Annotated in this window: 22 protein-coding genes; 12 read left to right on the top strand and 10 right to left on the bottom strand. The window is 47.0% G+C overall.

Going from position 1 to position 26,778, the window contains the following annotated elements; all coding sequences use genetic code 11:
* The first annotated feature begins 147 nt into the window (after positions 1–147).
* Both QUA34_RS24700 and QUA34_RS24695 read left to right on the top strand, forming a co-directional pair.
* Positions 148–819, top strand: a complete 672-nt coding sequence (locus tag QUA34_RS24700; RefSeq protein WP_333389700.1) for a hypothetical protein — start codon at positions 148–150, stop codon at positions 817–819.
* Positions 820–863: 44 nt separating this feature from the next.
* A complete protein-coding gene (locus QUA34_RS24695) occupies positions 864–2,900 on the top strand; it encodes an abortive infection protein (protein WP_333389698.1) in 2,037 nt (678 codons plus the stop codon).
* A 335-nt stretch (positions 2,901–3,235) separates the two neighbouring features.
* Here the strand turns inward: QUA34_RS24695 and QUA34_RS24690 are convergent, their stop codons facing one another.
* From QUA34_RS24690 to QUA34_RS24670, 5 genes are all read right to left on the bottom strand, one after another.
* Entirely contained in the window at positions 3,236–4,408 is a 1,173-nt protein-coding gene (locus QUA34_RS24690) for a DUF4335 domain-containing protein (RefSeq protein WP_333389696.1), read from the bottom strand.
* Positions 4,409–4,411: 3 nt separating this feature from the next.
* Complete coding sequence (locus QUA34_RS24685; protein WP_333327545.1) at positions 4,412–5,038, bottom strand: DUF3038 domain-containing protein; 627 nt, start codon at positions 5,036–5,038, stop codon at positions 4,412–4,414.
* Positions 5,039–5,165: 127 nt separating this feature from the next.
* On the bottom strand, positions 5,166–5,294 hold the full coding sequence (locus tag QUA34_RS24680) for a hypothetical protein (protein WP_333081937.1): 129 nt from the start codon (positions 5,292–5,294) through the stop codon (positions 5,166–5,168).
* A gap of 23 nt (positions 5,295–5,317) precedes the next feature.
* Positions 5,318–5,854, bottom strand: a complete 537-nt coding sequence (locus tag QUA34_RS24675; RefSeq protein ID WP_333389693.1) for a hypothetical protein — start codon at positions 5,852–5,854, stop codon at positions 5,318–5,320.
* Between the two features lie 131 nt (positions 5,855–5,985).
* Positions 5,986–8,190: a cation:proton antiporter domain-containing protein gene (locus QUA34_RS24670; protein WP_333389692.1), complete on the bottom strand. Its 2,205-nt coding sequence runs from the start codon at positions 8,188–8,190 to the stop codon at positions 5,986–5,988.
* Between the two features lie 555 nt (positions 8,191–8,745).
* Between QUA34_RS24670 and rpsB the strand changes: the two genes are divergently transcribed.
* From rpsB to fusA, 5 genes are all read left to right on the top strand, one after another.
* Entirely contained in the window at positions 8,746–9,576 is an 831-nt protein-coding gene (gene rpsB, locus QUA34_RS24665; RefSeq protein ID WP_333389690.1) for a 30S ribosomal protein S2, read from the top strand.
* 422 nt (positions 9,577–9,998) lie between these two features.
* Positions 9,999–10,658, top strand: coding sequence for a translation elongation factor Ts (gene tsf, locus QUA34_RS24660; RefSeq protein WP_333081940.1), 660 nt, complete (start codon positions 9,999–10,001; stop codon positions 10,656–10,658).
* A 318-nt stretch (positions 10,659–10,976) separates the two neighbouring features.
* Positions 10,977–11,912, top strand: coding sequence for a hypothetical protein (locus QUA34_RS24655; protein WP_333389688.1), 936 nt, complete (start codon positions 10,977–10,979; stop codon positions 11,910–11,912).
* A gap of 150 nt (positions 11,913–12,062) precedes the next feature.
* Positions 12,063–14,576, top strand: a complete 2,514-nt coding sequence (recG, locus tag QUA34_RS24650; protein ID WP_333327528.1) for an ATP-dependent DNA helicase RecG — start codon at positions 12,063–12,065, stop codon at positions 14,574–14,576.
* A gap of 544 nt (positions 14,577–15,120) precedes the next feature.
* Complete coding sequence (gene fusA, locus QUA34_RS24645; RefSeq protein ID WP_333081945.1) at positions 15,121–17,205, top strand: elongation factor G; 2,085 nt, start codon at positions 15,121–15,123, stop codon at positions 17,203–17,205.
* Between the two features lie 121 nt (positions 17,206–17,326).
* Here fusA and QUA34_RS24640 read toward each other — a convergent pair whose 3' ends face one another.
* Positions 17,327–18,445: an HNH endonuclease gene (locus QUA34_RS24640; protein ID WP_333327524.1), complete on the bottom strand. Its 1,119-nt coding sequence runs from the start codon at positions 18,443–18,445 to the stop codon at positions 17,327–17,329.
* Positions 18,446–18,661: 216 nt separating this feature from the next.
* Between QUA34_RS24640 and QUA34_RS24635 the strand changes: the two genes are divergently transcribed.
* Positions 18,662–19,096, top strand: a complete 435-nt coding sequence (locus QUA34_RS24635) for a hypothetical protein (protein WP_333327521.1) — start codon at positions 18,662–18,664, stop codon at positions 19,094–19,096.
* A 123-nt stretch (positions 19,097–19,219) separates the two neighbouring features.
* On the opposite strand, the gene QUA34_RS24630 is transcribed toward QUA34_RS24635, so the two are convergent.
* A complete protein-coding gene (locus QUA34_RS24630) occupies positions 19,220–20,602 on the bottom strand; it encodes a UDP-N-acetylmuramoyl-tripeptide--D-alanyl-D-alanine ligase (RefSeq protein WP_333327518.1) in 1,383 nt (460 codons plus the stop codon).
* A 409-nt stretch (positions 20,603–21,011) separates the two neighbouring features.
* On the opposite strand from QUA34_RS24630, the gene QUA34_RS24625 reads away from it, so the two are divergent.
* Both QUA34_RS24625 and QUA34_RS24620 read left to right on the top strand, forming a co-directional pair.
* On the top strand, positions 21,012–22,292 hold the full coding sequence (locus QUA34_RS24625; RefSeq protein ID WP_333081948.1) for a hypothetical protein: 1,281 nt from the start codon (positions 21,012–21,014) through the stop codon (positions 22,290–22,292).
* 287 nt (positions 22,293–22,579) lie between these two features.
* A complete protein-coding gene (locus tag QUA34_RS24620) occupies positions 22,580–22,912 on the top strand; it encodes an RNA-binding protein (protein ID WP_333035208.1) in 333 nt (110 codons plus the stop codon).
* A gap of 239 nt (positions 22,913–23,151) precedes the next feature.
* On the opposite strand, the gene clpS is transcribed toward QUA34_RS24620, so the two are convergent.
* Entirely contained in the window at positions 23,152–23,433 is a 282-nt protein-coding gene (gene clpS / locus QUA34_RS24615) for an ATP-dependent Clp protease adapter ClpS (RefSeq protein WP_015178019.1), read from the bottom strand.
* A 291-nt stretch (positions 23,434–23,724) separates the two neighbouring features.
* On the opposite strand from clpS, the gene QUA34_RS24610 reads away from it, so the two are divergent.
* Positions 23,725–24,327, top strand: coding sequence for a DUF3172 domain-containing protein (locus tag QUA34_RS24610; RefSeq protein ID WP_333327515.1), 603 nt, complete (start codon positions 23,725–23,727; stop codon positions 24,325–24,327).
* Between the two features lie 72 nt (positions 24,328–24,399).
* On the opposite strand, the gene QUA34_RS24605 is transcribed toward QUA34_RS24610, so the two are convergent.
* The gene (locus QUA34_RS24605; protein WP_333327512.1) at positions 24,400–24,705 is read right to left on the bottom strand and encodes a hypothetical protein; all 306 of its coding nucleotides are present in this window, start codon (positions 24,703–24,705) and stop codon (positions 24,400–24,402) included.
* Positions 24,695–26,023, bottom strand: coding sequence for an AMIN domain-containing protein (locus QUA34_RS24600; RefSeq protein ID WP_333389685.1), 1,329 nt, complete (start codon positions 26,021–26,023; stop codon positions 24,695–24,697). Before QUA34_RS24600 ends, QUA34_RS24605 begins: the two co-directional genes overlap by 11 nt.
* A 90-nt stretch (positions 26,024–26,113) precedes the next feature.
* Here QUA34_RS24600 and QUA34_RS24595 point away from each other — a divergent pair, with 90 nt between their 5' ends.
* Complete coding sequence (locus tag QUA34_RS24595; RefSeq protein WP_333327506.1) at positions 26,114–26,671, top strand: NUDIX hydrolase; 558 nt, start codon at positions 26,114–26,116, stop codon at positions 26,669–26,671.
* Positions 26,672–26,778: the final 107 nt, after the last annotated feature.

Here is a 26,778-nt window from a genome sequence, read left to right as displayed (position 1 = left end):
TCCAATCTAAAATCTCAAAAATAAACCCGGTTTCTATAAATCTGGGGTTTGGTGGCCAAGCATCGAGGCAGAAACCGGGTTTCTAGTCCGTTGCGTGCCAGCCTGAATCTGTTGGATAATTCAGTAAAACTTTTGGAAAAAAAACCGATGACTGACCCTTTAAATAGCCCTTATCCCGTTCCTTGGGAATGGATTAGTGCCACTCATGCTAAAGTGAGCTCCACAGCAGGCACAGGCCTCCGCTATTATCGCAGTCCATCCTTAGTATCAACTAACGGCCAATACGCAGCTTACAGTCGAATTGAGTTGCAAGTCCACCCGGAATTCGCCCGGTGTCGGGTTAGCAGTGTCATGTTTGTGGAAAATCTCAAAACCGGGGAACTGCAAACAGTAGCGGCTGCTTCGCCACTGGCCGAAAGTGGGATGTATGCTAGCGATGATACAGATATGTCCGGGACGATCGCCATTTTAGTGCCTGTTTCTTGGAATCAAGATGGTTCGCGCATTCTCGCCCGCGAATTTGAAGCACTTTTCAACTCTTCCGATATGTCCGACTACGGTGTCATTTGGGACAAAAATGATAATTACACTTATACCGTTGCTCCGGCTCGCAGTCTTTACACTCATGCTGTATTGTTGGGTTGGAGTCAAGTTTGTCCCGGAAAAGTTCTGTTCCGCGCAGGCAATTTGGGCGATCGATATTGGCCTCTTTGTGCAGTGGATATGACAGGGCAAACGGTAGCAGTCACCGAGGACAAACCCTTAGTTTTCGGCAGTCAAGCCAGCACAGACTGGATCGAACCTAAAACTCGCTTTTAGATATTATGGCGGCATTTTCTTTGATCTGGCCAACATTTTTTTTAGTGTCAGGTCAGTCTTTCAACCAATTCATTTTGATCCTGGGGCTGATTATTTTAGCTGTTGTTTTTGGTTTAACAGCATTTATTTTTATTCGGATTTTCTTCAATTGGTTGCAGGCGAAATTTGAAAACAACCGTCTTTTTTCTACACGCTCGTTCACAAAAAATACGGGTCATTTAACCGCTAATTCACAAGCTGAAAAGGTTTTTTTACAACCCAGATTCGTAGAAAGTGACGGCAATTTAACTGCTACTATTTTTGGAGGCAAAAGCGATATTTCAGCAGCGCTTCAGCCGGAGATAATTTGCGAAAATTCAGCAGCAGTTGCCTATCTATACAAGCCGATCGCTCTTTGGCACGGGCGCTTAATTTTACCATCCAACGAACAGCGCCAGCCCTACGGTACAGTCTTTTTTGAAGTTATAAATGCACCCAAAAAATATCAAAATTTAATTGGCAAAACAGCATTTTTGAAGTGGAGTACAAATCGCGAAGTACAGTTTTTTGTCCACGCAGTCAGTCAAGATATAAACTTCACACAAGAAACTAAAAAAAGTCAAAAATCTGGCAATATCCATCCCGATAGATTGAACGGATGGCGAAATGTCGGCCCTTTAGAAACTCTAGCAGGCAGCAGACTCGAAGACAGCGTGACTGTGATGCTACGCAGGCCCGTGATTGCGATTAATTATAGCAGCAGCGATCGCCAGGAACTCACGATCGATCGCGAACCAGTACAAATTATCGGACGTTTCTGCGCCTTAGTCTCAATTTTACAGCGAAAAGAACCCGACAGCGACAAATTTATTGTCCGGCATTTCAACAAAACATCTCGACAATTTGACGGCGCCGCCGAAGTTATTCGGATTCCACAAGTACAGCCAGACAAAAATGGCGTAGCGAGGTCTACCAATCACCTGATCGAAAAATCGCCATTAAATCCAGACGGTTGGTACATTTACGGCGAAAGAGACGCAGACAGTGTATTTGTAGTGCAGGCAATCGAACCCCGCAAAATTGCCCAATTAACACCCGATGAAACACATTTAGGACTGAAAAAATCTCTCGCTTATTTAAGCAACAAAAATTGGGAAAATACACCAGCCCAAAAAGGGCAAGCAAAAAGAGTATTGTTAACGCCAAATGATGCTAAAGAAAACGCTTCAATCCCCCCTTGGCAAGAAGGAGATATCGGGATAGTGATTCACAGTTTCGGCGGTATCGGCGGCAAAAAAGGCGAACGGCCACCGTTGGGAATTGTCACCGGACATTTTGCTTTCGGAGTAGCAAAAGTGGTGCGCGATCGCTTTACCAGCGAACTGCGTTTTGACATAGAATACAAACAAGTTTACGCCCACAATCCCGACGGAATTGTTGCCGGTTCCAGCAAATGGCAAAGTTATATGGGAGACTTGCATCGCGGCTGGTTGGGCGATCGCCCGGTTTGCGATATCATCTGTAAATTAGACTGCGTGTGTTGCGACTACGATTTTGACGGGATAACCTTGTCGCCTTTAACCGAATTAAACCAGCAACTAGATATCATGATGGCCCGCTACCGCAGCGGAGACGGCACCGGTGCAAGTTTAGTCACCCCAGCCACTTCTTGCGTCCAAGATTCAAGTCAGGCAATTTACGCGACAATTAAAAAAATCACTTCCGAAATAGAGTCAAATCCTCAGATTCAAGACTGGTTGAAAACACATCCTACGGACGCACAAACCCAAAGATTTCACCAGTTAGTAGCATTAGGAGAAAGTTTAGAAACAGTATTAATGCCCCTCGGTATTGTTCGTCCAGATTGGCGAAAAAATTCGAGATTAGCGGGGATTGATTCTGAACTGAAAAAAACCTTTTTTGCTGGTATAGCAACCCTGATAAAAGCTGCTATTAGTTACCGAACAATGTTGCCGAGGCGCACCCAAGATGAAATCGCCAAAGTTTTATTAAAACAGGGAGCATTTTTGTGGATAATTCGCACAAATCAAGTCGGAGGATTTGACCCAGATATTGAACCGATAGCACCAACAGGCCTTTAAATCAGCAATCGGCTTGTAGATGATTCGACGATTGATATCAAATCCGTTGGCATCGTCCTGTATTCATCTCTCTCTTCCCTTTCTCTGTATCCTCTGTGTCAAGAGCGGTTTCATCATTCCGATACAACCGGAATTGATATGACAACTGACTGTTTGGACATTTGAACAATACCGATGCAACCGGAAACGATATGAAATCGCTACTAGAAAAACCAAGTCTGCCTCCGCCGACTAAGAGATTGAGGGAGTATTTAAGCGGGATTTGGTATCAGTCAACAGTCAACTGTCAACCGTTAACAGTCAACAGTTAACCGTTAACAGTCAACAGTTAACCATTACCAAGGAGTGACTTGAACTTTGCCGTCTGGTGCCAAAACTACGCGGAAATCAGCCAGCGGTTCCGCAGGGGGCCTGGTGCCAATGGGTTTGTAAAGCAACTCCGACAACAGCGTTTCGGATCTCTCGACTGCTGCCGAATTTTCCGGCTTGTAACCGACAATCGCCCCGTCTGGGGCCACACTCACCCGATAAACCAACTCCGCATCAACCGGAGGCTGAGTCTTCACAACTCCATCAATTTGCTGGGAAAGTTTGCCCCTCAACAGGTCAATTTCCCCTGGATCGGTAATTGGCAGGGCTGCCACATCTGGGCTTGCCAAACCTTCAGCAACAGGGCTGGGCGTGCTTTCCGGTGAAGTGCTCGACTGCGGTGTGGCGCTAGGTGAAGCGTCCGGCTGCGGGGCGGGGATCGGAGTCGGCGAAGTCGATTCAGCGTTCGGAGTTTGATTCCCAGGCAGCAAACCGTCAGCAGGGGGCGTGGGATTGGGATTAGGCGAACCCGATCCGCCCGGATTCGGCGTCCCCTGATTCTGGCCCGCTGGATTGGGCTGCGGCACCGGATCTCTCTGGCGCTGGACTTCCGGCACCGGCACCAAGAAAAACGCCATCGCCGCCAAAGCCAAACTCGACACCCCCACCACAGCAGGTAAAGTCCGCTTCGCCAAAGGTTCGGCAGACTTGATATAACGCCTGGAAATTGGGGTTAATTGCAGGGACAATTCCGGCAGTGTCTGCGTGTCGGCAAAAAACTGATCGATCGCCTCTACCAAGTCAAATAGCTGTACCGTCGTCAAATCTACTTTTGCCGACAGTTCTGTTTTTTGATCGATTTGGGTGGCGCTGCCTGTGGAGGCGGGTAGAACGGTCAACCGATGCACATTCCCGTCAATTCTGTGTAACTGCACCATACCCACATTCGGGCCGTAGCGATCGGGATAATGCACTCCGCTCATAAATTCTTGAGCGTAGCTGCTGACGGCCCTCACCAAGCTTTCAAAAAACTCCCGTCCCCCGCTTAGGGGCTCGCCAAGACCTGTAACATAGCATTCAGCGCTCATTAATATGGAAAGCACCGGCCGTAGATCTAACTGGCTGGCTGCCGATCCATCGCTCAACCCTTCTAGAACCAGGGTGCAATTTGGCAGACTGTACTGACGCCTAATAGTCATTTTTTATTCAACTTCTCCATCAAACAGGCTAACCCAGAAGCGCTGCATTCCGGCTGTGCCTGTACAAAATAGCAGTTTGCTCAACAAGTTCAAAGCTAGTTCGTTGAGCTTGTCATCGGAATCGTAAGCTGCAACTAGCGATCGCTTGGGGTTCATGCGCGATCGAAAGTGAGCTCGAAAGCGTTCTAAATACTCGGCCAGCGGCAAGTGCTGGTTGAGGGGGATATTTTTCGATCGCAACTGCTGCGAGTCTAGCAGCAACTGCCGAATTGTCGCGGTTAACTTACGCGCCATATTACAGGCGATCGCCACCAGCGCTTTTGCCTCCACCATCGTAAGGGAGCGGCGCTGCGTGTAGCGTCTCAGCGGGTTAGTATTACGCATCAGCCAAAGGGCAACCCGATTTTTGATAATTGATTGCAATTCCAGGTCCTTTGACACGGCCAGCATTTCTTCCGCACCTCCGAGATACAAGGCTTCGATCGCCAGCAACATCAAGTCAATTTGCAATCTGGCTCGGCGGGGACATCCCCCATCGGAGGGCGACAAGTCTGGCAAACTGTCTAAAATTAACGGGTTTGACTGGGTAAGCGAAGTTTCTGACGGCATTAATATCACGGCAACATCCATTCCAAACAAACTATACGGGCACGGGGGGTCTTGAGCAAGACAAATTCTCAACCAAGAACTTCTCTGGGATACTTTATTTTTATCATTGACTTTTAGGTATATTTTCTAATTTAGCAGCAACCGACCGTCACAGGCGAGCTCCGGCGGCCGGAGTTCGATCGCCCACTCCCCCACCCCGCCGCAGCTTTGTGATTCCTTGCTTCATGAGGGGAGAAGGGGAGAGTCGGAAAGCGTCAAAGAATTTCCCATTTCCCATTTCTTATTCTCTATTGGGATCAATCAATGTTGCTGCTTTTGGGGTTGCACCACCGCTTCTCTTTGAGCCGTAAAATCAGTAGCCGCCGCCTTATCAGTTAGACTAATTTTTCCCTTGAGGCTTTCTTGCTCCACAATTCCGCGCATTTTAACAGAACTGTTTTGACCGGTTGCTGTGGAGTCGCTGCAACCAGCTAAATTAGGAACCGCACCCGACAAGTTCAATCCTTGAGTTTCCCACTTACCAAATAGAGAAGGTTTCTCCTCGGCTGTTTTTTCCCTGCCCTCCCTGCTGCTCGATCGCAAATTACCGCTCAAATAAACCCCCGATTGCTCGATTGTCAATACCAAAACATCAGAATTTAGACATTCGGGCAAATTTTTAGGATCGAAGCGATAAGTTCCCGCAATTGCCGGGGCCGCCTTTAAATTTGTTTCCCCATAAGCAGTTACTACTTTAAACAGCAGTGCAACTGAGCCGATCGCAATCCCGTAAAATGCCAGTGATTTCAGGCTTAAATGATTCATCATCTTGCTAATTAATAATTGGGCATTGGGCATTGGCCAAACAGGGCATTGGCCAAACAGGGCATTGGGCATTGGCCAAACAGGGCATTGGGCATTGGTACTAACTCACCAATAACCAATAACCAATAACTAATAACAACTGCCACCAGTCAACAGTCAACTGACTACATTTGAGGCAGTACCGATGCCAAGTGCGATCGAACTCTAACGTAACACCGCGCAATCAGTAGCGAAGAATGACACTGCACAGCCAATTCATCAGTATACTGTCCCAAAGTTTGCCGCTCAATTCCCCACTCCCGACTCGTACCCGCAATAGTCAAATCAGCATTAGCAGAAGCCGCAACCACTGCTTGAATGGGCTCAGCAGCCTCCACAATCGGAGTTTCAATGCGCGATCGTACCTCAACCGGTAACTGCTCCATCACTCGCTGAAAATCGTAACTCAGCTCGTTTTCAGCTTCCCCGTCAACCGCCACCCGCAGCACCGTCAAACGGCGTTCCTCGCTATTAACTAACAGTCTCAGCGCCAATTCTAAACCCAAATCATCGTGAATGTTTGCCGCGTAAGGTACTAACAAGTTATTCAACCTTTCCCGGCCTCTGTCAACAAAAATTGCTACATCCACCTTAGCGTTGCTGAGAATTTGGCCGACACGTCCTCCCAAACGGTTGCTGCTAAAAGTAGGTCTGTGCCACCCTACTAAAATCAAATCCGCGCGATCTATTTCCGCAATTTGTGCCGTCTCCCTGGCTACATCATTAGTAACCCGAATGATGGGATGTACGAATTTTCTCGCCTCCGGCAGTTCCAAACTCTCAATCAATTCTGATAATTTCGAGCGACGTTCTTGAATAATGCGATCGGCTTCCGCAGGCGTACTTTCAAAGGCATAGTCATCATTTAATTCTATCAAACTCAGAGGATGAACCGCCGCCGACTGTAAATCCTCACCACCCATACCAGCAGCAGGCTGCGCCAGCGCTACCGCTAGTCGCAGTAAACCTTTCTGCGTGCTGGGATTGGCAACGGGTACTAAAATTCGATAAGTGGGCAGCAATTTGTTAGCAGTTTCTTCGCTGCTGTCAGCCTTTGGTGAATTTTCTAATTCTGAATCCTCAGAGTTTACTTCGGAAATATCTAATCTAATTAACCGTTTTGGATAAGTCCACTCCAACAGCGGGGAAGTCATAAAAGTTGTCACTAAAGCCATGATGACTAACATCGTAAATAGTAGCGGCGAAACTACACCCAAGGAAAGACCGATATTTAGCACAATTAGTTCAGTCAAACCACGAGTATTCATCAGCCATCCCAGGGCTGAAGCTTCGCGGTTGCTTATACCACAGACTCTGGCGGCAACGTAAGTCCCGACGTACTTGCCGACAATAGCCACTCCCAAAACTGCGGCGCACAGCAGCCACAATTCGGGGCTGTTGAGCAAGCCGATTTGAGTCCGCAACCCGCTATAAGCAAAAAATATGGGCAGCAGAAATATTAGTACAAAGTCTTCGGTTTTTTCAGCTAATTCTCTGGTTAATCCCGCATTTTTAGGCATAGCAGCACCCAGCAAAAATGCACCGAAAATTAAATGAATGCCGATCAATTCAGTAATTAAGGCAGAAGCTAAAACTCCCATGTAAATGCCGGATAGCACTAACTGTGTTAATCTGCCAGTGCGGTTGTAGTGTTTGGAAAGCCGCTGCAAGAACCAGCGGACTACAGTCAGCATGAAACCGATGTAAATTAAAGACTCAATAATTGTCGGCAAAGCACCGATCATCGAATTAGTACGAGTAACTGCGATCGCCACCGCTAACAAACACCACGCCGTTACGTCATCTACCGCAGCGCAAGTTAGGGCCAGCGTCCCCAATTTTGTATTCTGCAAGTTGTGTTCTGTAATAATTCTTGCCAGCACCGGAAAGGCAGTAATTGACATGGCCGCGCCCAAAAATAGGGCAAAGGCTGTAAACGAAACGCTATTATTTGAAACGATGGGATACAGCAGCAGTGCTAGGATGCTTCCCAGGGAAAACGGCACTAGAATGCTGACGTGGGAAGTTAAAATCGCTATATCTAAATTGCTTTTGAGGTACTTGGGATTCAATTCCAAACCAATCAAGAACATGAAAAAGATCAGCCCCACCTCAGACAATACGTTGAGGAAGGGAACGGCTTCGGCTGGAAAAAGTGCTGTTGCTAAATCTGGTGCAACTAAGCCAAATAGAGAAGGCCCAAGCATAATTCCTGCGACAATTTCTCCAATGACTTGAGGTTGTTTTATCGCTCGAAATCCTAAACCTACAAGTCTCGAAAGTGCGATGACAATTAGAACTTCAAGCAGAACGAGAATGGGTATGGGCATGACGTTTTTAGCTTTGGGATTTTTGCGGATCGAGAGGGCAGGGTACTAAAGCTGACTGAATTGGCCGAAAAAAATGGATACCAGCTCGATCGAAGGTAGAAGGCACCAGAGGCGCACCAACAACGCCATTCTCTCACAAGCGAACAAAGGCATTGGCAACCTCCCACCTGGATTTTTCGTTTTTTACAAGCGCTTGCAAGTAACTTTAACCGCAGCGTGCGTACCCCGCACTATATCTCACCTCCGGGTGCCCACCGCCCCTTTAAACTCACATCTTGCACCATTCTCAATTACTTGTTTAGGAACAGGCAAGATGCCTGTTCCACAAGAAAACTCGTTCTTTGTGGAACGGGCATCTTGCCCGTTCTTGACAATGGTGCAACGTCTGAGTTGAAACCTAGTGATATAAAATTGTCAGAAAAAGTAGCGCGCGCTGTGATAAACTAGAAAAGTTGTTTAAATTCGCACATCCGGGTTTTCGGGTGTTTCTAGGGCGCAAACCTTCAGAAATACGACCGGGTGGAGGATTAACCCGAATTAGGAGTTAAAAATACAATGCCAGTAGTCAGTTTGGCTCAAATGTTAGAGTCAGGGGTTCACTTCGGACACCAAACCCGCCGGTGGAACCCAAAAATGGCTCCCTACATTTTCACAGAGCGCAACGGGGTTCACATCATCGACCTCGTGCAAACCGCTCAGCTTATGGAAGACGCCTACGAGTACATGAGAGTTGCCTCAGAAAAAGGCAAAAAGTTTTTGTTCGTGGGTACGAAGCGCCAAGCTGCCGGGATTGTAGCCCAAGAAGCTCAACGCTGCGGTGCTTATTACGTCAATCAGCGCTGGTTGGGGGGAATGCTCACCAACTGGACGACGATTAAGTCCCGCGTGGAGCGCCTCAAGGATTTGGAGCGCCGCGAGGAAATCGGTGCCCTCGATTTGCTGCCGAAAAAAGAAGCTTCGGTACTGCGCCGAGAAATGGCGAAACTCCAGAAATATCTGGGCGGGATTAAATCTATGCGGAAGATTCCCGACGGAGTGGTGCTGGTAGACCAACGTCGCGAGTATAATGCGGTGTTGGAATGCCAAAAGTTAGGAATTCCGATCGTCTCTCTGTTGGATACCAACTGCGACCCGGATTTGGTTGACATTGCGATTCCGGCGAATGACGATGCTATTCGATCGATCAAGCTGATTGTCGGCAAGTTGGCTGATGCCATCTACGAAGGTCGTCACGGTCAGCAGGGCGGCGACTCTGAGGAAGACTACGACTACGATGGTGGTTACGAAGGCGCTGAATATGATGTCGAAATCGAAGAATTGGATGACCCCGATTATGTAGATCCCGACGACGCCGCTGAAGCCGAGGGCGAAGAAACCGAGAGCTAGTATTGCCCTCGGAATCTGACACCAGAAAATTAAAAATTAAAGATTGAAAATTAAAAATAATTATTATTTTTAGTTGGATATTTTTAATTTTTAATTGTACATAAGCTGGTCTGCATTTAAATTGTATCTCAAAAAAGATTAAAGTCTTGTGGGGTGGGCGTCCCGCCCGCCCTGAATATACAATTTAAATGGGCGACTGCTTAGCACGAGTCTAAGTCATTAGTAGAGCTCTGGCAAAAGCATTCATTGTGTGAGGGCCAGAATTCATTCTGGCGCTACACTTACAAAGTCGGTACTAATATCCACTGGGTATTTATTCACTTTGGTCTAATCATTAACATTAAAATTAGTGACTAATGACTGATGACTAATGACTGATGACTAATGACTAATAACTAATTTTGATTGGGAACTTAAAGAAGATGGCGGACATATCTGCAAAACTTGTTAAAGAACTGCGCGAAAAAACTGGCGCGGGCATGATGGACTGCAAAAAAGCCCTCGTTGAAAACGAAGGCAATATGGAAACATCCATCGAGTGGCTGCGGAAAAAAGGTCTGGCTTCGGCAGGTAAAAAAGGTGGACGAGTTGCCTCAGAAGGACTTGTAGGTAGCTACATTCACACGGGCGGCCGCGTGGGAGTGCTCGTGGAAGTTAACTGCGAAACAGATTTTGTGGCACGTCGCGAAGAATTCCAAAAGTTGGTGCGGGATATTGCGATGCAAATTGCAGCTTGCCCGAATGTGGAATACGTGAAAGTTGAAGATATCCCCGCCGAAGTTGTCGAAAGAGAAAAGGCAATTGAAATGGGCAAAGATGACTTGGGCAATAAGCCGGAAAACATCAAAGAAAAGATTGTTCTAGGGCGGATTGAGAAGCGCATGAAAGAGTTATCTTTGATGGATCAGCCTTTTATTAAAGATCAGAATATCTCGGTGGAAGAGTTGGTGAAACAAACGATCGCCCAAATTGGAGAAAATATCCAAGTGCGCCGATTCGTGCGTTTTGTCTTGGGCGAAGGCATTGAAAAGGTAGAAGCTAACTTTGCCGATGAAGTGGCAGCCCAAATGGGTGTTCAATAATCCCAAATTAAGATAGAGAATTAAAAATTAAAAATGTGAAAAATCAATTTTTTGCATTTTTAATTTTTAATTTTTATAGGACTTATCGACAGACTATATTTGTAGTGTGGGCACTGCAAACCTTACTACTACAGACAGCCTAAAAATGGAAAACTTGCGTAATATCAAATCCGTTAGCATCGGCATAGTAAATTAGAGTTCACTGTTCACTGTTCACTGTTCACTGTTCACGGCGTCAACAGTCAACCGTCAACAGTCAACATCATTCTGGTGTAACCGGAAATGATATAAGTCCTATTTTAATTTTATACGAGAGATATGGTGCGACCAAGAGAGCGAATAGAGCAAGATTTGGCAGGACTCGAAGAGGCTTTAGCAGCCTTGAAGTTGGAGTTTAGCAGTACCTACGAAGGTTATTTAACTGCGTTGGGACAAGCGGTGCGGCAGCAGTTAATTTTGGCTTGCTATCACCTTTGCACTCAAGCAGTACCGGAGTCGTTTCTCAAGTTGTCCTTCGAGGCGCGGCAAAAAATGCAGCAGTCTGTAAGGGCTTTGGCTGCGGCGTCGGAGGAAAAATTGCGATCGCTGGTGACTGAATCACAAGCAGATGAAGAAATAGAGGAAGAGGAAGAAGAAGACGAAGAGGAAGACGACTTCGATGAAGAGGAAGACGACTTCGATGAAGAGGAAGACAAATCAGACGACAAGGAAGAAGACGAAAAGGAAAAAAACCAAGTTTCGGCCATTAACTATCTATTTTCATTGGCAAATTATCAATTGCCAAACGCCAATTCCCCTGAAAGTTTGGCACGCTGGCAAAATAGTATTGAAAAGTCGATCGCCCATATACTCAAGCTGCTTTCTCGCGACACCAACCGCTTGCTGCAACAGTCGGGAATCTTGCCGAGTCAATTGCCTGAACCGGTTCTAGAAGCTGCTTCTCAAGCTGAATCCTCCGGCGATAGTGTTGCCGGGCCGCCGAACTTATTAAACTTAATCATTGAAACCGATGCCTCATCAGCATCGCGAAAATTGGCAGCAACCTTTGGTAGTAGGGCGCTGCACATTACAGCGATTAAACTGCGGCTATCGGAAATAGAGTTTGCCGATGCGGGAACCTCGGCTTGGCGCCAGCAAATTCGTAACCTGTCTGTAAAGTTGAACTCGCTGGGCCGCGATTACCAGAAAAAGCAGCGGGAACTCGCTGTGGTGGAGGCTGAGTCGGCTTGGCGATCGAGTTGGTTTGAAGATTAGTCAGTTGACAGTTGACAGTTGTCAGTTGACAGTTGTCAGTTGACAGTTGCCAGTTGTCAGTTGTCAATTGTCGGGAATTCTTGAGCTATGATTAATAACTAATGACTAATGACTAATAACTAATAACTAATGACTAATTACTAATGACTGATGACTAATAACCAACCCGAATGGCAGCGATTGCAAAAAGCTCTTTCAGTAGAAGCCGATCGCGGATTTAACGACATCCAAGGCAGTCAATACCGCTTCAGCGAGTTTCTGGGCCTGAGTTTGAGACAACTTGCAGGTTCTGTGGCGGCTTCGGCGCGCGATCGAGCCAGACAACTAGCCGCTGAATTTGACATCTACCCTCAGAAAGATCTCGAACAGCGCCAACATTCGATCGCCATTACGGTCAGTTTTCTGAGGCAAATGGAGCAAGTTTGGGAACAAGAAACTCGCCACCAGCAAGAACAAGCAAGAGAAGTCAGACCCGCAAACGCTAACGCTTCTGAACTAACCGCCCCAACACTTTCCGTTCCCCGAACAGTACCCCTGAGTACAGCCCCGCCACCGCCCAGCCTGACTCTCGACCAACAGTTAACCCGCGTCACCGGCATCGGCCCCGCCAACGGCAACCGCTTGGTAAAACTGGGTTTATACACTGTATATGACTTGCTTTACTACTATCCCCGCAACCACATCGACTATGCAAAGCAAGTACAAATTCGCGAGCTAATAGCCGGGGAAACTGTCACTTTAATCGCAGAAGTAAAGCGCTGTAATTGCTTTTCTAGCCCGAAGAATAAGAAGTTAACCATATTAGAAGTAATTTTAAAAGACCGCACCGGAGAAATAAAAATTAGTCGTTTTTTTGCAGGCCCTCGCTACAGTAATCGCGGCTGGCAAGAATTTAAAAAGCGCGAGTATTGTACTGGTGCGGTGCTGGCAGCTTCCGGGTTGGTGAAGCAAGGTAAATATGGAATTACTTTAGAAAATCCTGAGTTAGAAGTATTAGACGACTCCGGCGGTGCGATCGAATCAATGAAAGTCGGCCGCCTGATACCAGTTTATCCGCTGACGGAGGGGGTGGATGCTGGTTCGGTGAGGCGATCGATTTTGGCTGCAATGCCGGCGGCAAAAATGTTGCCAGAATCCCTACCAGAGGATTTGCGCGAGCGTTACGGTTTAATGGGTTTAGCCGATGCCGTGACTAATATTCACTTTCCGCTCGATCGAGATTGTTTGGCCGCCGCCCGCCGCCGCTTAGTTTTTGACGAATTTTTCTACCTGCAATTAGGACTTTTAAAGCGCCGCCAAACCCAAAGGAAAGCTCAAGCGAGTGCAGTCATCATTCCGACTGGCAAATTGATCGAACATTTTTATGAAATATTGCCTTTTGCCTTGACTAATGCTCAGGAAAGAGTAATTAACGACATCCTCAACGATTTAGCTTCGTCGCAACCGATGAATAGATTGGTGCAAGGCGATGTCGGCGCCGGCAAAACTGTAGTAGCAGTCGTGGCAATGCTAGCAGCAATTCAATCCGGCTATCAAGCCGCTTTAATGGCACCGACAGAAGTTTTGGCAGAACAGCACTATCGCAAATTGGTAGGTTGGTTTAACTTGATGCACTTGTCTGTCGAACTGTTAACTGGTTCCACAAAAATAGCCAAGCGCCGCGAAATTCACAACCAATTAGAAACCGGAGAATTGCCCGTTTTAGTGGGAACTCACGCGCTAATTCAAGATACGGTGAATTTCCATAAATTGGGTTTGGCGGTAATTGACGAACAGCACAGATTCGGTGTACACCAGCGCGCTAAATTGCAGCAAAAAGGCGAAGCTCCCCACGTTTTGACGATGACGGCAACTCCCATTCCCCGGACGCTGGCCCTGACACTACACGGGGATTTAGATGTGAGTCAAATTGATGAACTTCCCCCCGGCAGGCAGGCGATTCAAACAACTGTACTGTCTGCCAAAGAACGCATCCAAGCTTACGATTTGATTCGGCGGGAAGTGGCGAGCGGGCGTCAAGTTTATGTGGTGCTGCCGCTGGTGGAGGAGTCGGAAAAGTTAGATGTGCGATCGGCAATTGAAGAAAAAGAAAAACTTGAAAAAAGTGTATTTCCTGAGTTTAAGGTGGGTTTGCTGCACGGTAGAATGAGCAGTGCTGACAAAGATGAAGCAATTTCTAAGTTTCGAGACAAAGAAACTGATATTTTAGTATCTACTACTGTCGTCGAAGTGGGAGTAGACGTGCCGAATGCCACGGTAATGCTGATTGAAAATTCGGAGCGTTTTGGACTGTCGCAACTTCACCAGTTGCGGGGTCGAGTCGGTCGGGGCAGCAACCGTTCTTATTGTTTGTTAATGCCCGGTTCCAAATCGGGGGAAGCTATGCAGAGAATGAAGGTTTTAGAACAATCTCAAGATGGCTTTTTTATTGCGGAAATGGACATGAGATTGCGCGGGCCTGGTCAGGTTTTGGGAACTCGGCAGTCGGGTTTGCCTGATTTTGCTTTGGCGAGTTTGGTGGAGGATCAGGAGGTTTTGGAGTTGGCGAGGGCGGCGGCTCAAATGGTAATTGAGAATGATGAAAGTTTGAATCAGTGGCCGGTGGTGCGGGATGAATTGGAGCGGAGATATCAGCGGATGATGAGTGGGTCGATTTTGACTTAGATAGTTTTGAACGCAGCAACGAGGTTTTTAATAATATTTGGTAGTGGCCGGTTAAGCGAATATATATCAAAGCCTGCTGTTTATTGCTGCCAAACCAGCCCTCTTCCCGTAGGGCGGTTTATTTGCATTTGCCTATTTAATGTCAGAAAGCGGGTTTCTTGCCACAAAGTCACGTAAAATCATAGTTTTTTTGTCAAGAAACCCAGTTTATAGGGTTTTGCTGAGAATGGTGCAAAATATCAGGTTGAGCGAAGCGTCAAAAACACGAATTTCTTGGGTAGGAGTGCCTCAACCCAACCTACTTTCGGAGACGATTTTTCCCTTGGTCTAGGGTATTTTTATGAGTTGTCAGGCTTGGGGCACTTATTAAACCCAGAATCCTTCGCAGGAATGACGGAGAAGTGTCAAAATTAAGATAGTCCTGCCAGAAACCGGGAAACGGAAATCCGGCCTGTACTGGCCTTACCAGGCAACATTGATTCCTCGCTTGTCACGCTTGCAGGTGGTCGCCGACGGTTCGTCGCATTTAATCTCAACAGTAATTATGAAAGATCTCACTCGTTATCGAAATATCGGCATCTTCGCCCACGTAGATGCTGGCAAGACCACCACAACAGAAAGAATCCTGAAACTGACAGGTAAAATCCACAAAATTGGTGAAGTTCACGAAGGCGCGGCGACTACTGACTTCATGGAACAGGAGCAAGAGCGCGGTATTACGATTCAGTCCGCTGCTACCACCTGCTTCTGGAACGAGCATCAGCTCAACATCATCGATACCCCGGGACACGTCGATTTTACGATCGAGGTTTACCGTTCTTTGAAGGTTCTCGATGGTGGCATTGGTGTGTTCTGCGGTTCGGGTGGAGTTGAACCGCAATCGGAAACCAACTGGCGCTACGCTAACGATTCCAAAGTCGCTCGCGTCATCTACATCAACAAGCTCGATCGCACCGGTGCAGATTTTTACCGCGTTGTCAAGCAAGTTGATAAAATCCTTGGCGCTAAACCGATGGTGATGGTATTGCCGATCGGCATAGAAGAAAAGTTTTGTGGCGTAGTCGATTTGCTGACCCGCAAAGCCTGGATCTGGGATGACTCCGGCGATCCGATGAACTACGAAATTAAAGATGTCCCCGCCGATATGGTCGATGATGTCGAAACTTGGCGCGAACAGTTGATCGAACTGGCAGTAGAGCAAGACGACGCTCTGATGGAACAATATCTCGAAGGCAATGAACCGAGTATTGATGACCTCAAGCGCTGTATTCGCAAAGGTACTCGCGATCGGGCATTTTTCCCCACCTACTGCGGCTCATCGTTTAAAAACAAAGGCGTACAGTTGGTTCTCGATGCCGTAGTTGACTACCTGCCAAACCCGATGGAAGTCACACCACAGCCAGAAGTCGATCTCGATGGAAATGAAACCGGCGAGTTTGCCCTTGTCGATCCCAATCGGCCATTGCGGGCACTCGCGTTTAAGATCATGGACGATCGCTACGGTGCTTTAACCTTCACGCGCCTGTACTCCGGTAAATTGTCCAAGGGCGACACCGTACTCAACACCGCCACAGGCAAAACCGAGCGGATCAGCCGTTTGGTGGAAATGCACGCCAACTCGCGCGAAGAAATTGAATCTGCCCAAGCAGGGGACATTGTGGCGATCGTCGGTATGAAAAACGTCCGCACCGGACACACCATCTGCGACCCCAAAAATCCCGCCACCCTAGAGCCGATGGTATTCCCCGATCCCGTTATTTCGATTTCGGTCAAACCGAAACAAAAAGGCGGCGAAGAAAAAATGGGAGCAGCCCTCACCAAAATGGTGCAAGAAGACCCATCCTTCCACATGGTGACGGATCTAGAAAGCGGCGAAATGATTCTTAAGGGGATGGGCGAGTTACACCTCGACATCAAAGTAGACATTCTCAAGCGCACCCACGGCATCGAAGTAGAAGTCGGCGAACCACAAGTGGCTTACCGCGAGTCGATTACCAAGCGCCTCGAAGACGAATACACCCACAAAAAGCAATCAGGTGGTTCCGGTCAATTTGCGAAAATTGGCTATGTGATCGAGCCTGGTGAGGTGGGAAGTGGCTTCCAGTTTGAGTCCAAAGTGACTGGTGGTAGCGTGCCGAGAGAATATTGGCCAGCGGTCGAAAAAGGCTTTGAAAGCTGCATCGACAAAGGCGTCTTGGCTGGATTCCCCTGCCTAGACTTGAAATTCACCCTACTAGACGGCGGTTTCCACCCCGTTGACTCGTCAGCAATGGCCTTTGAAATTGCTGCCAAAGCGGCCTATCGGCAGTCTCTGCCTAAAGCTGCGCCTCAGTTGCTCGAACCGATTATGAATGTCGATGTATTCACTCCAGATGATTACATGGGCGACGTGATCGGCGACCTCAACCGCCGCCGGGGGATGATGAAATCTCAGGAGACAGGACAAACAGGAGCACGGATCAAGGCAGATGTACCGTTGAGCGAAATGTTTGGTTACATTAGCGATTTGCGTACTATGACATCTGGCCGCGGTCAGTTTTCCATGTCCTTCTCGCACTATGCTCCTTGTCCGAATAACATCGCTGAAGAAGTGATTAAGGCGGCAAAAGAGCGTCAAGCCGCGAAGTAGTGCATTTGACTCCTGGTAGGTGCTATCTGGAGTCAAACAGAAAAATTAGATCCCCGCTTTTTGAAGAAATCGGGGATCTAATTTTTGTAAACTATCGGTTAGAATAAGTCAACAAAACATATTAGATAGTAGAATCACGAGCAGACTTTAACAACATCTTGATTTCTTCAAGACTTAATGGTGGTGAACTACGATGAATCATAGCGTGACAATTTGGGCAAACAGGACGCAAATCTTTTATAGGATCAATTTCATACTCTTCTGCAATTTCTGAAAGGGGTCTTAGATGATGAACATGAATGAAACCTTTTCCCAGTTGCCCAAAAGCTCTGCCAAAATCGAAATCACAAATAGAGCAACTTGAACCGTAATAATCAATACATTTTTGCCGAGCTTTAGGCTCTCGTTCATAGGCGTTGACTGAAACTTGCCGTACTGCCCCCTCACGAAATGTTTGTACTGAATCTACTTCATCAGGAAAGTATCTAGTAGTAGTTACAGATTCCTGAATTTGAAGCGGATTTTGCCAATCCCTCAAACATTTTAGGTAGTCCTCAAAATGGTCTTCCTCACCAAGATACACATTTATTGCAGCACGAAAGATAGCAAAGAGTTCGACAAAGTTATCAATCACTGGCTGAGTTGCATCTAGGTCTTTAATAGGAAGAACTAGGGATGGACTCAGAATATAAGTACCTTTCCACTCTCGTTCAGGAACCAATTGCAGCTTCTTAATTAACTCATCATACTCTAAATTTTCATCTTCTTTCGGTGCAATAGTTTCAGAGTAAACTTCATATTCACCCTGCTCCCAAATCTGAGTAACATCTTTCAAATGCTTCTTCAGGACTTGAACAATCGGATTCCCTTCTAGTCCTCTTAATCCAAAAAAGTTCACAAATAAACTATCATAAGTACACTCGAATCTCAGTTGGAAATACCAAGTTCCTTTTATAGTCAAGCCAGCGCTTGCTATTTTGAATGGCTTGGTTTTCTTGGCTCCAGAGCGATGAGCTGGTGTAGTCGTTATTCGACAATCTGAGAGTACATCTGTGCCATAAACTTGGTGAATTTGGTCACAAGCTTGTTTAATGATTATTTTAAGCTTAGGGACAAGTAATTCTTTTAGCTTATCAGCACGCTCTCGATTGTCTTCGACTGAGAAGAGATATTGTTCAGCAGACCCTATCAGTGGCAAGTCAACGATTTGTGACAATCCGGTCTCCTCAACTGAATTCATATCTCCTCTCCGACATGACAAGTCCAACGAAAACTAATCGATATTTTAGCTTTTTTTCGACATATCCTGAAATAGGTCATGCTTCCCCGGCTCCTAAAACTTGTGCTGGGGTGAGTTCCAGCCTTGTAGGGTGCGTCAGTTAGAATACTTACTGGACAAGGGAAACGCTTATGGACTGACGCACCCTACTATCGTCTTTTAAATGCCGAACAGCTTATGACTCAAATAAATCCCGATCGCACTACTGGAACAATTGCGATCGACGTTTGCGCTCAATCAAACGGGCAGTATCTTTGTCAAATATCATCATCTCTGAGCGATCGGCCTGATGATACCATGAATTTTTACGGACAAACGAAAGAACACGCGATCGCGATCGCCTTAGAACATTTAGCCTCTCGCTACCGCCAGCAAGCCGAAGACTCTCAAAATATAGATTGGGACGCGGTGGAAATTTCGGATTCGGGAGAGCCGATTGAAAAGCGTTATCACGTAATTCTGCACTACGAACGAATTACTAAAGATGAATCTAAGTTTGAGGCAATGCACAATACAATGATGGGAAATACAGTAGTTGAAAATGCCAAAATTTCAATAATTGAGATCGCTCCCGATATCGAAATCGAGGCCAGAGGGCTATCAAAATATTGAGCCCTCGGGACTTAGGTGCAGATGGGCATCTTACCCTACCCATCAACGCTCGAAACGTGAGTTTGAGGCGGCGATCGACTAGAAGCGATCGCATAATTTCAAATCCCCAAAATTTCTTTTCTATTAGTCGCCAGCCAAATCAGCGCGAAACTTCTCCACAACTCGATTTAACTCCACCGAATGAGAGGCCTTAAATAAAATACGATCGCCCTTTTCGACAAATCCCAACAACCGCTTTGCTAAATCTTCCCGCCCATCCTTGGCTGTAATATCTCCTACCTCCACAAAAGGCAAACCCGCCGCACCAGCAGCCATCGCCGCCGCTTCCTCAAAATCAGCAAAAACAAACAAAGCATCGAGATTCAAATCTCGCGCCGCCCTTCCCACTTGTCGGTGAAATTCGATCGCCCTATCGCCCAATTCCTTCATCGTTCCCAACACCGCAATCCGGCGCTTTCCAGGAGTATCTGCTAACAGTCTCAGGGCCGCCAGCATCGACTCCAAACCAGCATTGTAAGTCTCATCCAGAATCACAATATCCTGCGGCAAATCGTAGCGGCGCGCCCGTCCATCCGGTAACTGCACAGACAAACCTTGCTTTAAAACTTCCCAATCAATACCTAACACTTTTCCTACCGCCAACGCCGCTAAATAATTTACAGCATTGTGGCGTCCAGCCAGCGGCAGCGGCAATTCCACACCTTCTATTAACATTGTATTATGATTCAGCAATTCTCCGCACAAATCCCCGCCTTCTAAACCATAAGTTAAAGTTTTTCCCTGCCAAACTTTTGACGCAGTTGCGATTAATCTGTCACCATCGTGATTTAGAATAGCAATGCTATCCGCAGGCATTTCTGCTAATAGTTCGCACTTAGCTTGGGCGATCGCCTCTTCCGATCCTAATCGCCCGATATGTGCCGTTCCTACATTAGTAATTACCGCCACAGTAGGACGCGCAATTTGCGACAGCAGCGCAATTTCGCCACTCCCGCGCATTCCCATTTCAATTACAGCATAATTGTGGGTCGGTGAAAGCTCCAACAGAGTTTTTGGTACGCCAATTTCATTGTTGTAGTTATATAGAGTTTTAAGAACATTTCCCGTCGTTGACAAAAGCGCCGCAATTAACTCTTTAACAGTAGTTTTACCTACAGACCCAGTAACAGCAACTATAGGTATACTGAATTGGTCACGCCACCAGCGGGCGATCGACTGATAAGCTTTTAAAGTATCATCTACGCGCAACAGCGGAAAATTAGGTAATTCCTCTTGCCAATCTCGATCGACTATCGCCGCAATCGCCCCCAAATCCCGGGCTTTTGCCACAAATTGATGGCCGTCAAAATGCTCTCCCCGCAGCGCCAAAAATACTTCGCCCCCCTCAAGAGTGCGCGTATCTGTGGCAATACCTGTCCCTAAAGCTGTCAAAACGCCCTCAGACACAGCAGGCAAAGGTACACTGAAAATTTCAGATAGTTGGGCGATACTTACACGACAAACCATAACCAGCACTCACATTTCAAATAATTATTTTCACAGCTAATTCTACCCCGCCCAACCTCAAATTTAACTAACAGCGGGCTGCGGATCAGGATTGACCTTGATCATCCTAATACTAAATCGTCTGCCCACTAAGAAATTATCCCGTACCCACCCACAATCTTTACCAATACTTTACACAGTCGATGGTGATTTAAGGCCTTGCTAATTACCAACAATTCATGTCATGCTGGTGTTGATAAATAGTTTAACTAAGCAAAAAATATCGATCGGCTTAAGCTGCTGACAGCTTCTACCCATAAGTCTCAGCCGGCGAGAAGCTTGGTTGATTCAATTATTGCGATTCATTTGCCAATTCATCAAGCTAATAGCGCTGAAAGCTCCTGCCCCACCCTCGGAGGGTTAATCCACAGTGAACGACTACAACAGACAAAGCCACGAAGAAGAACAGCTACTTTACAAGCATTGGCTGGAGTTGGTACAACGAGAGCAGCCGGCCGAACTCATCAGCCGCTTTCGCACATTGTTTATCCAGGGTACGGGATATCCCGATCGCTCGATCGCCGACGCACTCGATAAAATAGCACGCTCAGAACACGCCGAACAAGAATTCAAATACATCCTCAACCGCTGCTGCCACATCCTGATCAACCGCTGGCAAACATACCCCAGCAAGCAAGCCGCCATCCCTGAATTGATCGCTGTGTTTGAAGAAGCGCCCAAAATATTATTTGGATACAATCGATCGCGGGGGCGAGGCTCCATCCCCCAATTAGTAAATCAATTTACCGAAAGCGAACAGTACCTCACCCTCCAACGCTTAGCGAAAGTCATAACTCACAGCAATGAAGATAGCAGCAACAGCAAAACCCCTGCTACCCTAGCTCTCGGAACCTTAATTCCCCGCTACCCTTACCTCTACAAACACTGCCTCCTCAGCGACGACAGCACCTACGAACAGCAAAAGATCATTAAAAAAATCCAAGCTCAAAAGCAGCAGCAATTTGAGATCAACCTCTCACAATATGTCGCCCACCAAGTGAGAAAGGCTCACATAGCGCGTCGGGAAACCTCCCTTTCCTTCGGCAGAAATATACAGCCTATAAAAAATCCGACCCTGTTGACAGACCCGGAACTATTCTTTGCCCTCAAGCAATTTGTCGGAAAAGTAGAAGGAGCCGATACCTACAGACAGCTAGCGGGCCGTTTCACGGCGAACGCCAGCACATATCAGTCCTACCGCTCCTTTAAAGACGACTTGTACGAATACCTGATTTCTTCTGTCACCGACGATCGCTACGGCAAACGTCTCTTTAACGAAAAATTGTATAAGCAACTACAAAATACCCTGCCCCACAGCGATGATCAGAAGTTTAATGAATTTTTAATGATCAGAACTTGCAGCCAGTTATTGAACTTTTTAGTAGTAGAGAGTCCTGTGCGGCCCAACCACTTTGTCTTCATCGACCTGATCTCAAACCTCGGGCCGACCCAAACCACAGGTTTGCTGCTGAAAATCGTACTAATTTGCGGCAAAGTCAAGCCCTACCTAGAAAAGCGGCTGGCAATTTTGTTCGGTCACTACGAATGCAGTACCCGAGAAGGCGTGGTGTGGTTAGTTAAAGCCCTGGAAAACGTAAACCTAGCTTTGAGTACCAACTTTGGCAAGGTGGATGTATCTTTCCTGCGGTGAGAGCGGGGGGCATAACTTTCTCTGCTTCCAATGCAGGCAAAACATCACACCGATCGACCAGGTTTCTGAATACCCTAAAAGTTTTACCTTTAATTAGAACGACTTAATTAACTCCTGAAACCTACTCAAAAGACATTATTCTATGTTAAAGTACCAAGTGTGAATCAGATTCAGTTGCAGGCTTTGTTCATTGCTACAGAATTGTCTAAAAACTTGCCCTTCTGTATCGGCAGGGGACTCTCCGAAACTGAAATCTTCGCACTGTCTAAATTTTGGAGTTATTCCTCATGTCGATATACGTCGGTAACTTATCCTACCAAGTTACCCAAGAAGACATCACCACCGTCTTCGCCGAATACGGAACCGTTAAGCGAGTACATCTACCTACCGACAGAGAAACCAGTCGCCCCCGCGGCTTCGGTTTTGTAGAAATGTCCACAGATGCAGAAGAAGATGCAGCCATTAGTGCTCTCGACGGAGCAGAGTGGATGGGTCGCGACCTCAAAGTTAACAAAGCTAAGCCCCGCGAAGATGAAGGCGGCCGGGGTGGCGGCAACCGGGGCGGCGGCCCTGGAAAATTTGGTCGCGCAGGAGGGGGAGGCGGAGGAGGACGTTATTAATTTCCTCATTAATTTCCTCGGATAAAGATTTGAGATTGGAGAGTTGAAATTGGCGCGAGAGCTCACCTAGCTCCGAACCACTTCCGGCCGTTCCGAAAAACCTATGCTCTTCAAAATTCCATCTCTACCGGATTAAATATACCAAAAAGCCAAGGGCCTAACCCTTGGCTTTTTGGTATGAGGGTTGACGGTATGAGTCTGAAACCTGCTAAGCGAATCCGTTGCAGTACCCTCAGGTTCTAATCGTCAGGTTCAATGCTGCTGCTCAATCCGTGATTATTGAGCGTTTCAGCGTAAAACTCAGCGTGTTCGAGAGCGCAAACAATCACCAATCCCATCCCGTTAGTATGGGCTTCCATCATCACATTTACCGCCTGTGGCTGAGTCAGACTCGGTACCGTCGCCATCAAAGTCTGCACCACGTACTCCATAGGATTGAAATCATCATTGTGCAGCAGAACGCGGTAGCGCGGTGCAAGCTTGCGGACTGTGGAAGGCTTTTGAATAATTTCGACAGACACTAATCTATACCTCCTGACTTGTAAAATGTTAAAATTTGTCAACAATCTTGAGCCGGATTCCTCCGCTGTGCAAGACTATCTCACTTTCAGCTATTTTATTGAAATCTGAAAATTCAGACAAGGCAGCCCCTTGGTCGATCGCGAGCTGTGAACCCAACACCAAACCCACAGGGGGTGTCCTGGGCCCTGGGCAACCACCTTCCTAGCGCCATAATATTAGAAAGGCGCGATCGGTTAAAAATAACAAACTACTACCTGTTAAGTCTCCAGAACTGAGGGAACGAACATTATATGAAACGCAAACCTAAATCCTACAACGACAGATTCAGCGGCGACCCATCCCGAGCAGATGAAGACTCCGACTACCCAGGCTCCTTTGGCGGACAGTCGCGGCGTCAACCTCAGTCCGGCAAACCCTCTTTTCTCAATTCCGCCACCCTAGGGATTTTAACAGCCGTCTTTATTCTGGGAATTGGCATTGGCATTGCCTTTAGCTCCACAGCTACAATTAGCCCAGAGAACGTAGCCTCCCGCGAATTTATCGATCGCAGTGCCCCGAACCCAGAACTTTGCGTGCAGTTTGGAGCAAGCGCGATGGTGACAGATATGCGCCTCTACGTCACCCTCAACCCTTTCAACGTCTACATCTCGCAGCCGAGTATGCGCCCCGGATGCGTCCTGCGAACCAATAACTGGGCAATTCTCGAACAAAGAAAACTTATCAGCCAAGACCAAGTGCGCGATTGCAAAAATCGCATGAATACCTTTGGCTTCACCGGCCCCCTGGAAGCTCAACCCGAAATTAACTGTATCTACCAAAACGACGGCGCTAAAAACCTGTTCCTCAACCAACCGGGTTCGATAGCTCCAACCACGGAAGGTCAAAATTTCTAAATCCGCGATATAGCGGTTTTCAGTTGAGTGAAGTACAGATATGGGGTAGGGATTTAGGCAAAGCCTAAGTCCCTACTTTATTTCATACAAGGGAAAACTGCTCTCAGAAAATATTGAACTAAGAGGTTCGAGGGAAGAAAAAAGTCTGCCTTCTGCCTTCTTCCTGACATCCGTTACATCTGTTACATCCGTTACATCCGTTACATCCGTTACAAAATCCGTTGCCGAACTTCCTTCTTCCTTCTTCCTGACATCCGTTACATCCGTTACAAAATCCGTTGCCGAACTTCCTTCTTCCTGACATCCGTTACATCTGTTACATCCGTTACATCCGTTACAAAATCCGTTGCCGAACTTCCTTCTTCCTTCAAAAACCAAACTGGGGGAAATCTTCCGTTAACTGAACTTGCAAAATTTGACCGGGTTGAATCGTAGCAGGTTGAGGAGCAGCCACGTAAGTTGTAGCAACACCACCGGCGGCTCCCGCCAACAAACCGATACCAGAAAAGCCGCTCAGCAAGAACAAAGCTAAGCCACCAATACCAGTATTTCGCAACAAACTGCGATCGGAAGGCTGAGCTCGTCGGCCTTCCACGGGTTCCGAGCGAGCCACCAAAGGGATATTGCGGCCGTTGAGACTAATAGCTTCGACCACAAATCGACTGCCGATGTTGGTTGTTTCAAACCGACCGATGACCGGCGTATTAGCAGGTACGATCGTATTACCGAGACCGTCGAGAATTCCCCCTTGCAGCAGCAACACTTCCTCTCGGCTGGGCTTCGCTTCCAGTCGCAAAGCCCGATCGCCGGGGTATAGCAAACTGAGCTCCGTGCCCGCCGGCAACAAGACATTCGCCCCAGTCGCAGCCTGCAAAGGAGCATTCGAGCGGCCGCGAGGAAGTGGTTCACCAAAAGTAAGCGTCCGCTGTTGGGGTGCAGCAGCAGCCGTTATTTGAGGGTCTAGGCGGGGTAGAGCAGCAGCTTGTACCCCACGGCGTTCGTCAAGGCGAACATTGACTAAAGGCACTCTTAGCGGTCGGATTTGGTCATTTGGAGTTGGCGGCTGCGAAGAATTTGTAGCGGGATTCGGGGAAGTAGGAGATTCAGGTCGATCGACCTCTGTGGCCGCATTTGAGTTGGAATCTGTCGGTGGCTGGTTTTGCGGTACTTGTATTGCAGGCTGGGGTTGAGTTTCGGAAGTTTCCATAATTGGAGTCGGTTCGATCGAAGGACGCAACACCCAGCGATTTTCTACCCCACTTCTTTGGAATTGAACTTGCCCTGCGCTGAAACCGACTCCAGGAGCCAAATTGACCAGAATTCTCGCCGTTCCCGGTTGAAGTTGACTCACTCCCACAGAACGCACTCTACCTTGTGGGTATAGCTGAGTTGCATCTACTCCGATCTCAGTATTGGGCAAATCCACAGCAATCTGAGACGGGTTGAGTAGAGAATATGTGGGGGTTGTTCCCTCTGGGAGAGTAATTTCTAGCTGATTGGTCGCCGGATCGAATTTCCAACTTGTGACTGTAGAAGCATTTGCTGGTTCCAGTGTTGCCGGCATTGTCGCAACTGCTGCGACGACTGCTAGACTCAGACTCAGTGACTCGATCGCAAACAATCCCGCTGGTAGAGAATTAACAGTCAATTTTTGTAAGTCTTCCCCAAATCTGGTGAGTAATTTTTTGTATGGCATGGCGGCTGGGTGAAAATTTTGATCTGAAATAGATTATGGATGGGAAAATTTGGCCTTCGGAGGACGCTGAAAGTTTAACATTATTGCGATATGAAAAATTTAACTAAATGGAAATTATTGCGATCGCGCTTCGTTCTTAACAACAAGTGGTGTCAGGTTAGACAAGATGAAATAGAATTGCCAAGCGGACAAATTATAGACGACTTTTTTGTTAATGTTCGACCCAATATCGCCCTCGTATTTGCCACGACAGAGCAGCAAGAACTTGTATTAGTGCGCCAATACAGACACGGAGTAGGGGAAATTTTGCTGGAACTGCCTGCCGGATCTTTCAATCCTGCTGAAGAGAGCGGGAAATCGGCAGCAGCCAGAGAACTTGCCGAAGAAACGGGATATGTTGCTGAAGAAATTTTGGAACTAGCAACCTTATATGATAACCCCGTAAAAGATACCAATTCTATCTACCTCTACTTTGCTAAAAATGTCAAACTTGCCAGCAAAATACAATTAGATATTACCGAAGATATTGAAGTAGTTTTAGTCCCCATTGCCGAAGTTTCATTAAAAATAGAAAACCGAGAAATTTGTGTAGCCGGAAGCATCGCAGCTATTTTTTTAGGATTAGATTTTTTTAATAAACAGCGGTAAGGTGCTGTGTTAATGGAACCTTACACGCTGTTTAATGCGCTTTGTTATTAAGGAGAAAGAGTGAGAAAATCCAGAGCAGTGAGAGAATTATCAGCACCAAAAACCTG

The organism is Microcoleus sp. POL10_C6 (genome assembly GCF_036701585.1).
Lineage (GTDB): Bacteria > Cyanobacteriota > Cyanobacteriia > Cyanobacteriales > Microcoleaceae > Microcoleus.
This window is presented reverse-complemented; position numbering and strand designations above follow the sequence as displayed.

Excerpts from the sequence above, each read along its gene's own strand:
- QUA34_RS24700 (WP_333389700.1), top strand. The coding sequence starts at position 148 with ATGACTGACCCTTTAAATAGCCCTTATCCCGTTCCTTGGGAATGGATT.
- QUA34_RS24690 (WP_333389696.1), bottom strand. The coding sequence starts at position 4,408 with ATGACTATTAGGCGTCAGTACAGTCTGCCAAATTGCACCCTGGTTCTA.
- QUA34_RS24685 (WP_333327545.1), bottom strand. The coding sequence starts at position 5,038 with ATGGATGTTGCCGTGATATTAATGCCGTCAGAAACTTCGCTTACCCAG.
- QUA34_RS24680 (WP_333081937.1), bottom strand. The coding sequence starts at position 5,294 with ATGGGAAATGGGAAATTCTTTGACGCTTTCCGACTCTCCCCTTCTCCC.
- QUA34_RS24675 (WP_333389693.1), bottom strand. The coding sequence starts at position 5,854 with ATGCCCAATGCCCAATTATTAATTAGCAAGATGATGAATCATTTAAGC.
- QUA34_RS24670 (WP_333389692.1), bottom strand. The coding sequence starts at position 8,190 with ATGCCCATACCCATTCTCGTTCTGCTTGAAGTTCTAATTGTCATCGCA.
- rpsB (WP_333389690.1), top strand. The coding sequence starts at position 8,746 with ATGCCAGTAGTCAGTTTGGCTCAAATGTTAGAGTCAGGGGTTCACTTC.
- tsf (WP_333081940.1), top strand. The coding sequence starts at position 9,999 with ATGGCGGACATATCTGCAAAACTTGTTAAAGAACTGCGCGAAAAAACT.
- QUA34_RS24655 (WP_333389688.1), top strand. The coding sequence starts at position 10,977 with ATGGTGCGACCAAGAGAGCGAATAGAGCAAGATTTGGCAGGACTCGAA.
- recG (WP_333327528.1), top strand. The coding sequence starts at position 12,063 with ATGACTAATAACCAACCCGAATGGCAGCGATTGCAAAAAGCTCTTTCA.
- fusA (WP_333081945.1), top strand. The coding sequence starts at position 15,121 with ATGAAAGATCTCACTCGTTATCGAAATATCGGCATCTTCGCCCACGTA.
- QUA34_RS24640 (WP_333327524.1), bottom strand. The coding sequence starts at position 18,445 with ATGAATTCAGTTGAGGAGACCGGATTGTCACAAATCGTTGACTTGCCA.
- QUA34_RS24635 (WP_333327521.1), top strand. The coding sequence starts at position 18,662 with ATGACTCAAATAAATCCCGATCGCACTACTGGAACAATTGCGATCGAC.
- QUA34_RS24630 (WP_333327518.1), bottom strand. The coding sequence starts at position 20,602 with ATGGTTTGTCGTGTAAGTATCGCCCAACTATCTGAAATTTTCAGTGTA.
- QUA34_RS24620 (WP_333035208.1), top strand. The coding sequence starts at position 22,580 with ATGTCGATATACGTCGGTAACTTATCCTACCAAGTTACCCAAGAAGAC.
- QUA34_RS24610 (WP_333327515.1), top strand. The coding sequence starts at position 23,725 with ATGAAACGCAAACCTAAATCCTACAACGACAGATTCAGCGGCGACCCA.
- QUA34_RS24600 (WP_333389685.1), bottom strand. The coding sequence starts at position 26,023 with ATGCCATACAAAAAATTACTCACCAGATTTGGGGAAGACTTACAAAAA.
- QUA34_RS24595 (WP_333327506.1), top strand. The coding sequence starts at position 26,114 with ATGAAAAATTTAACTAAATGGAAATTATTGCGATCGCGCTTCGTTCTT.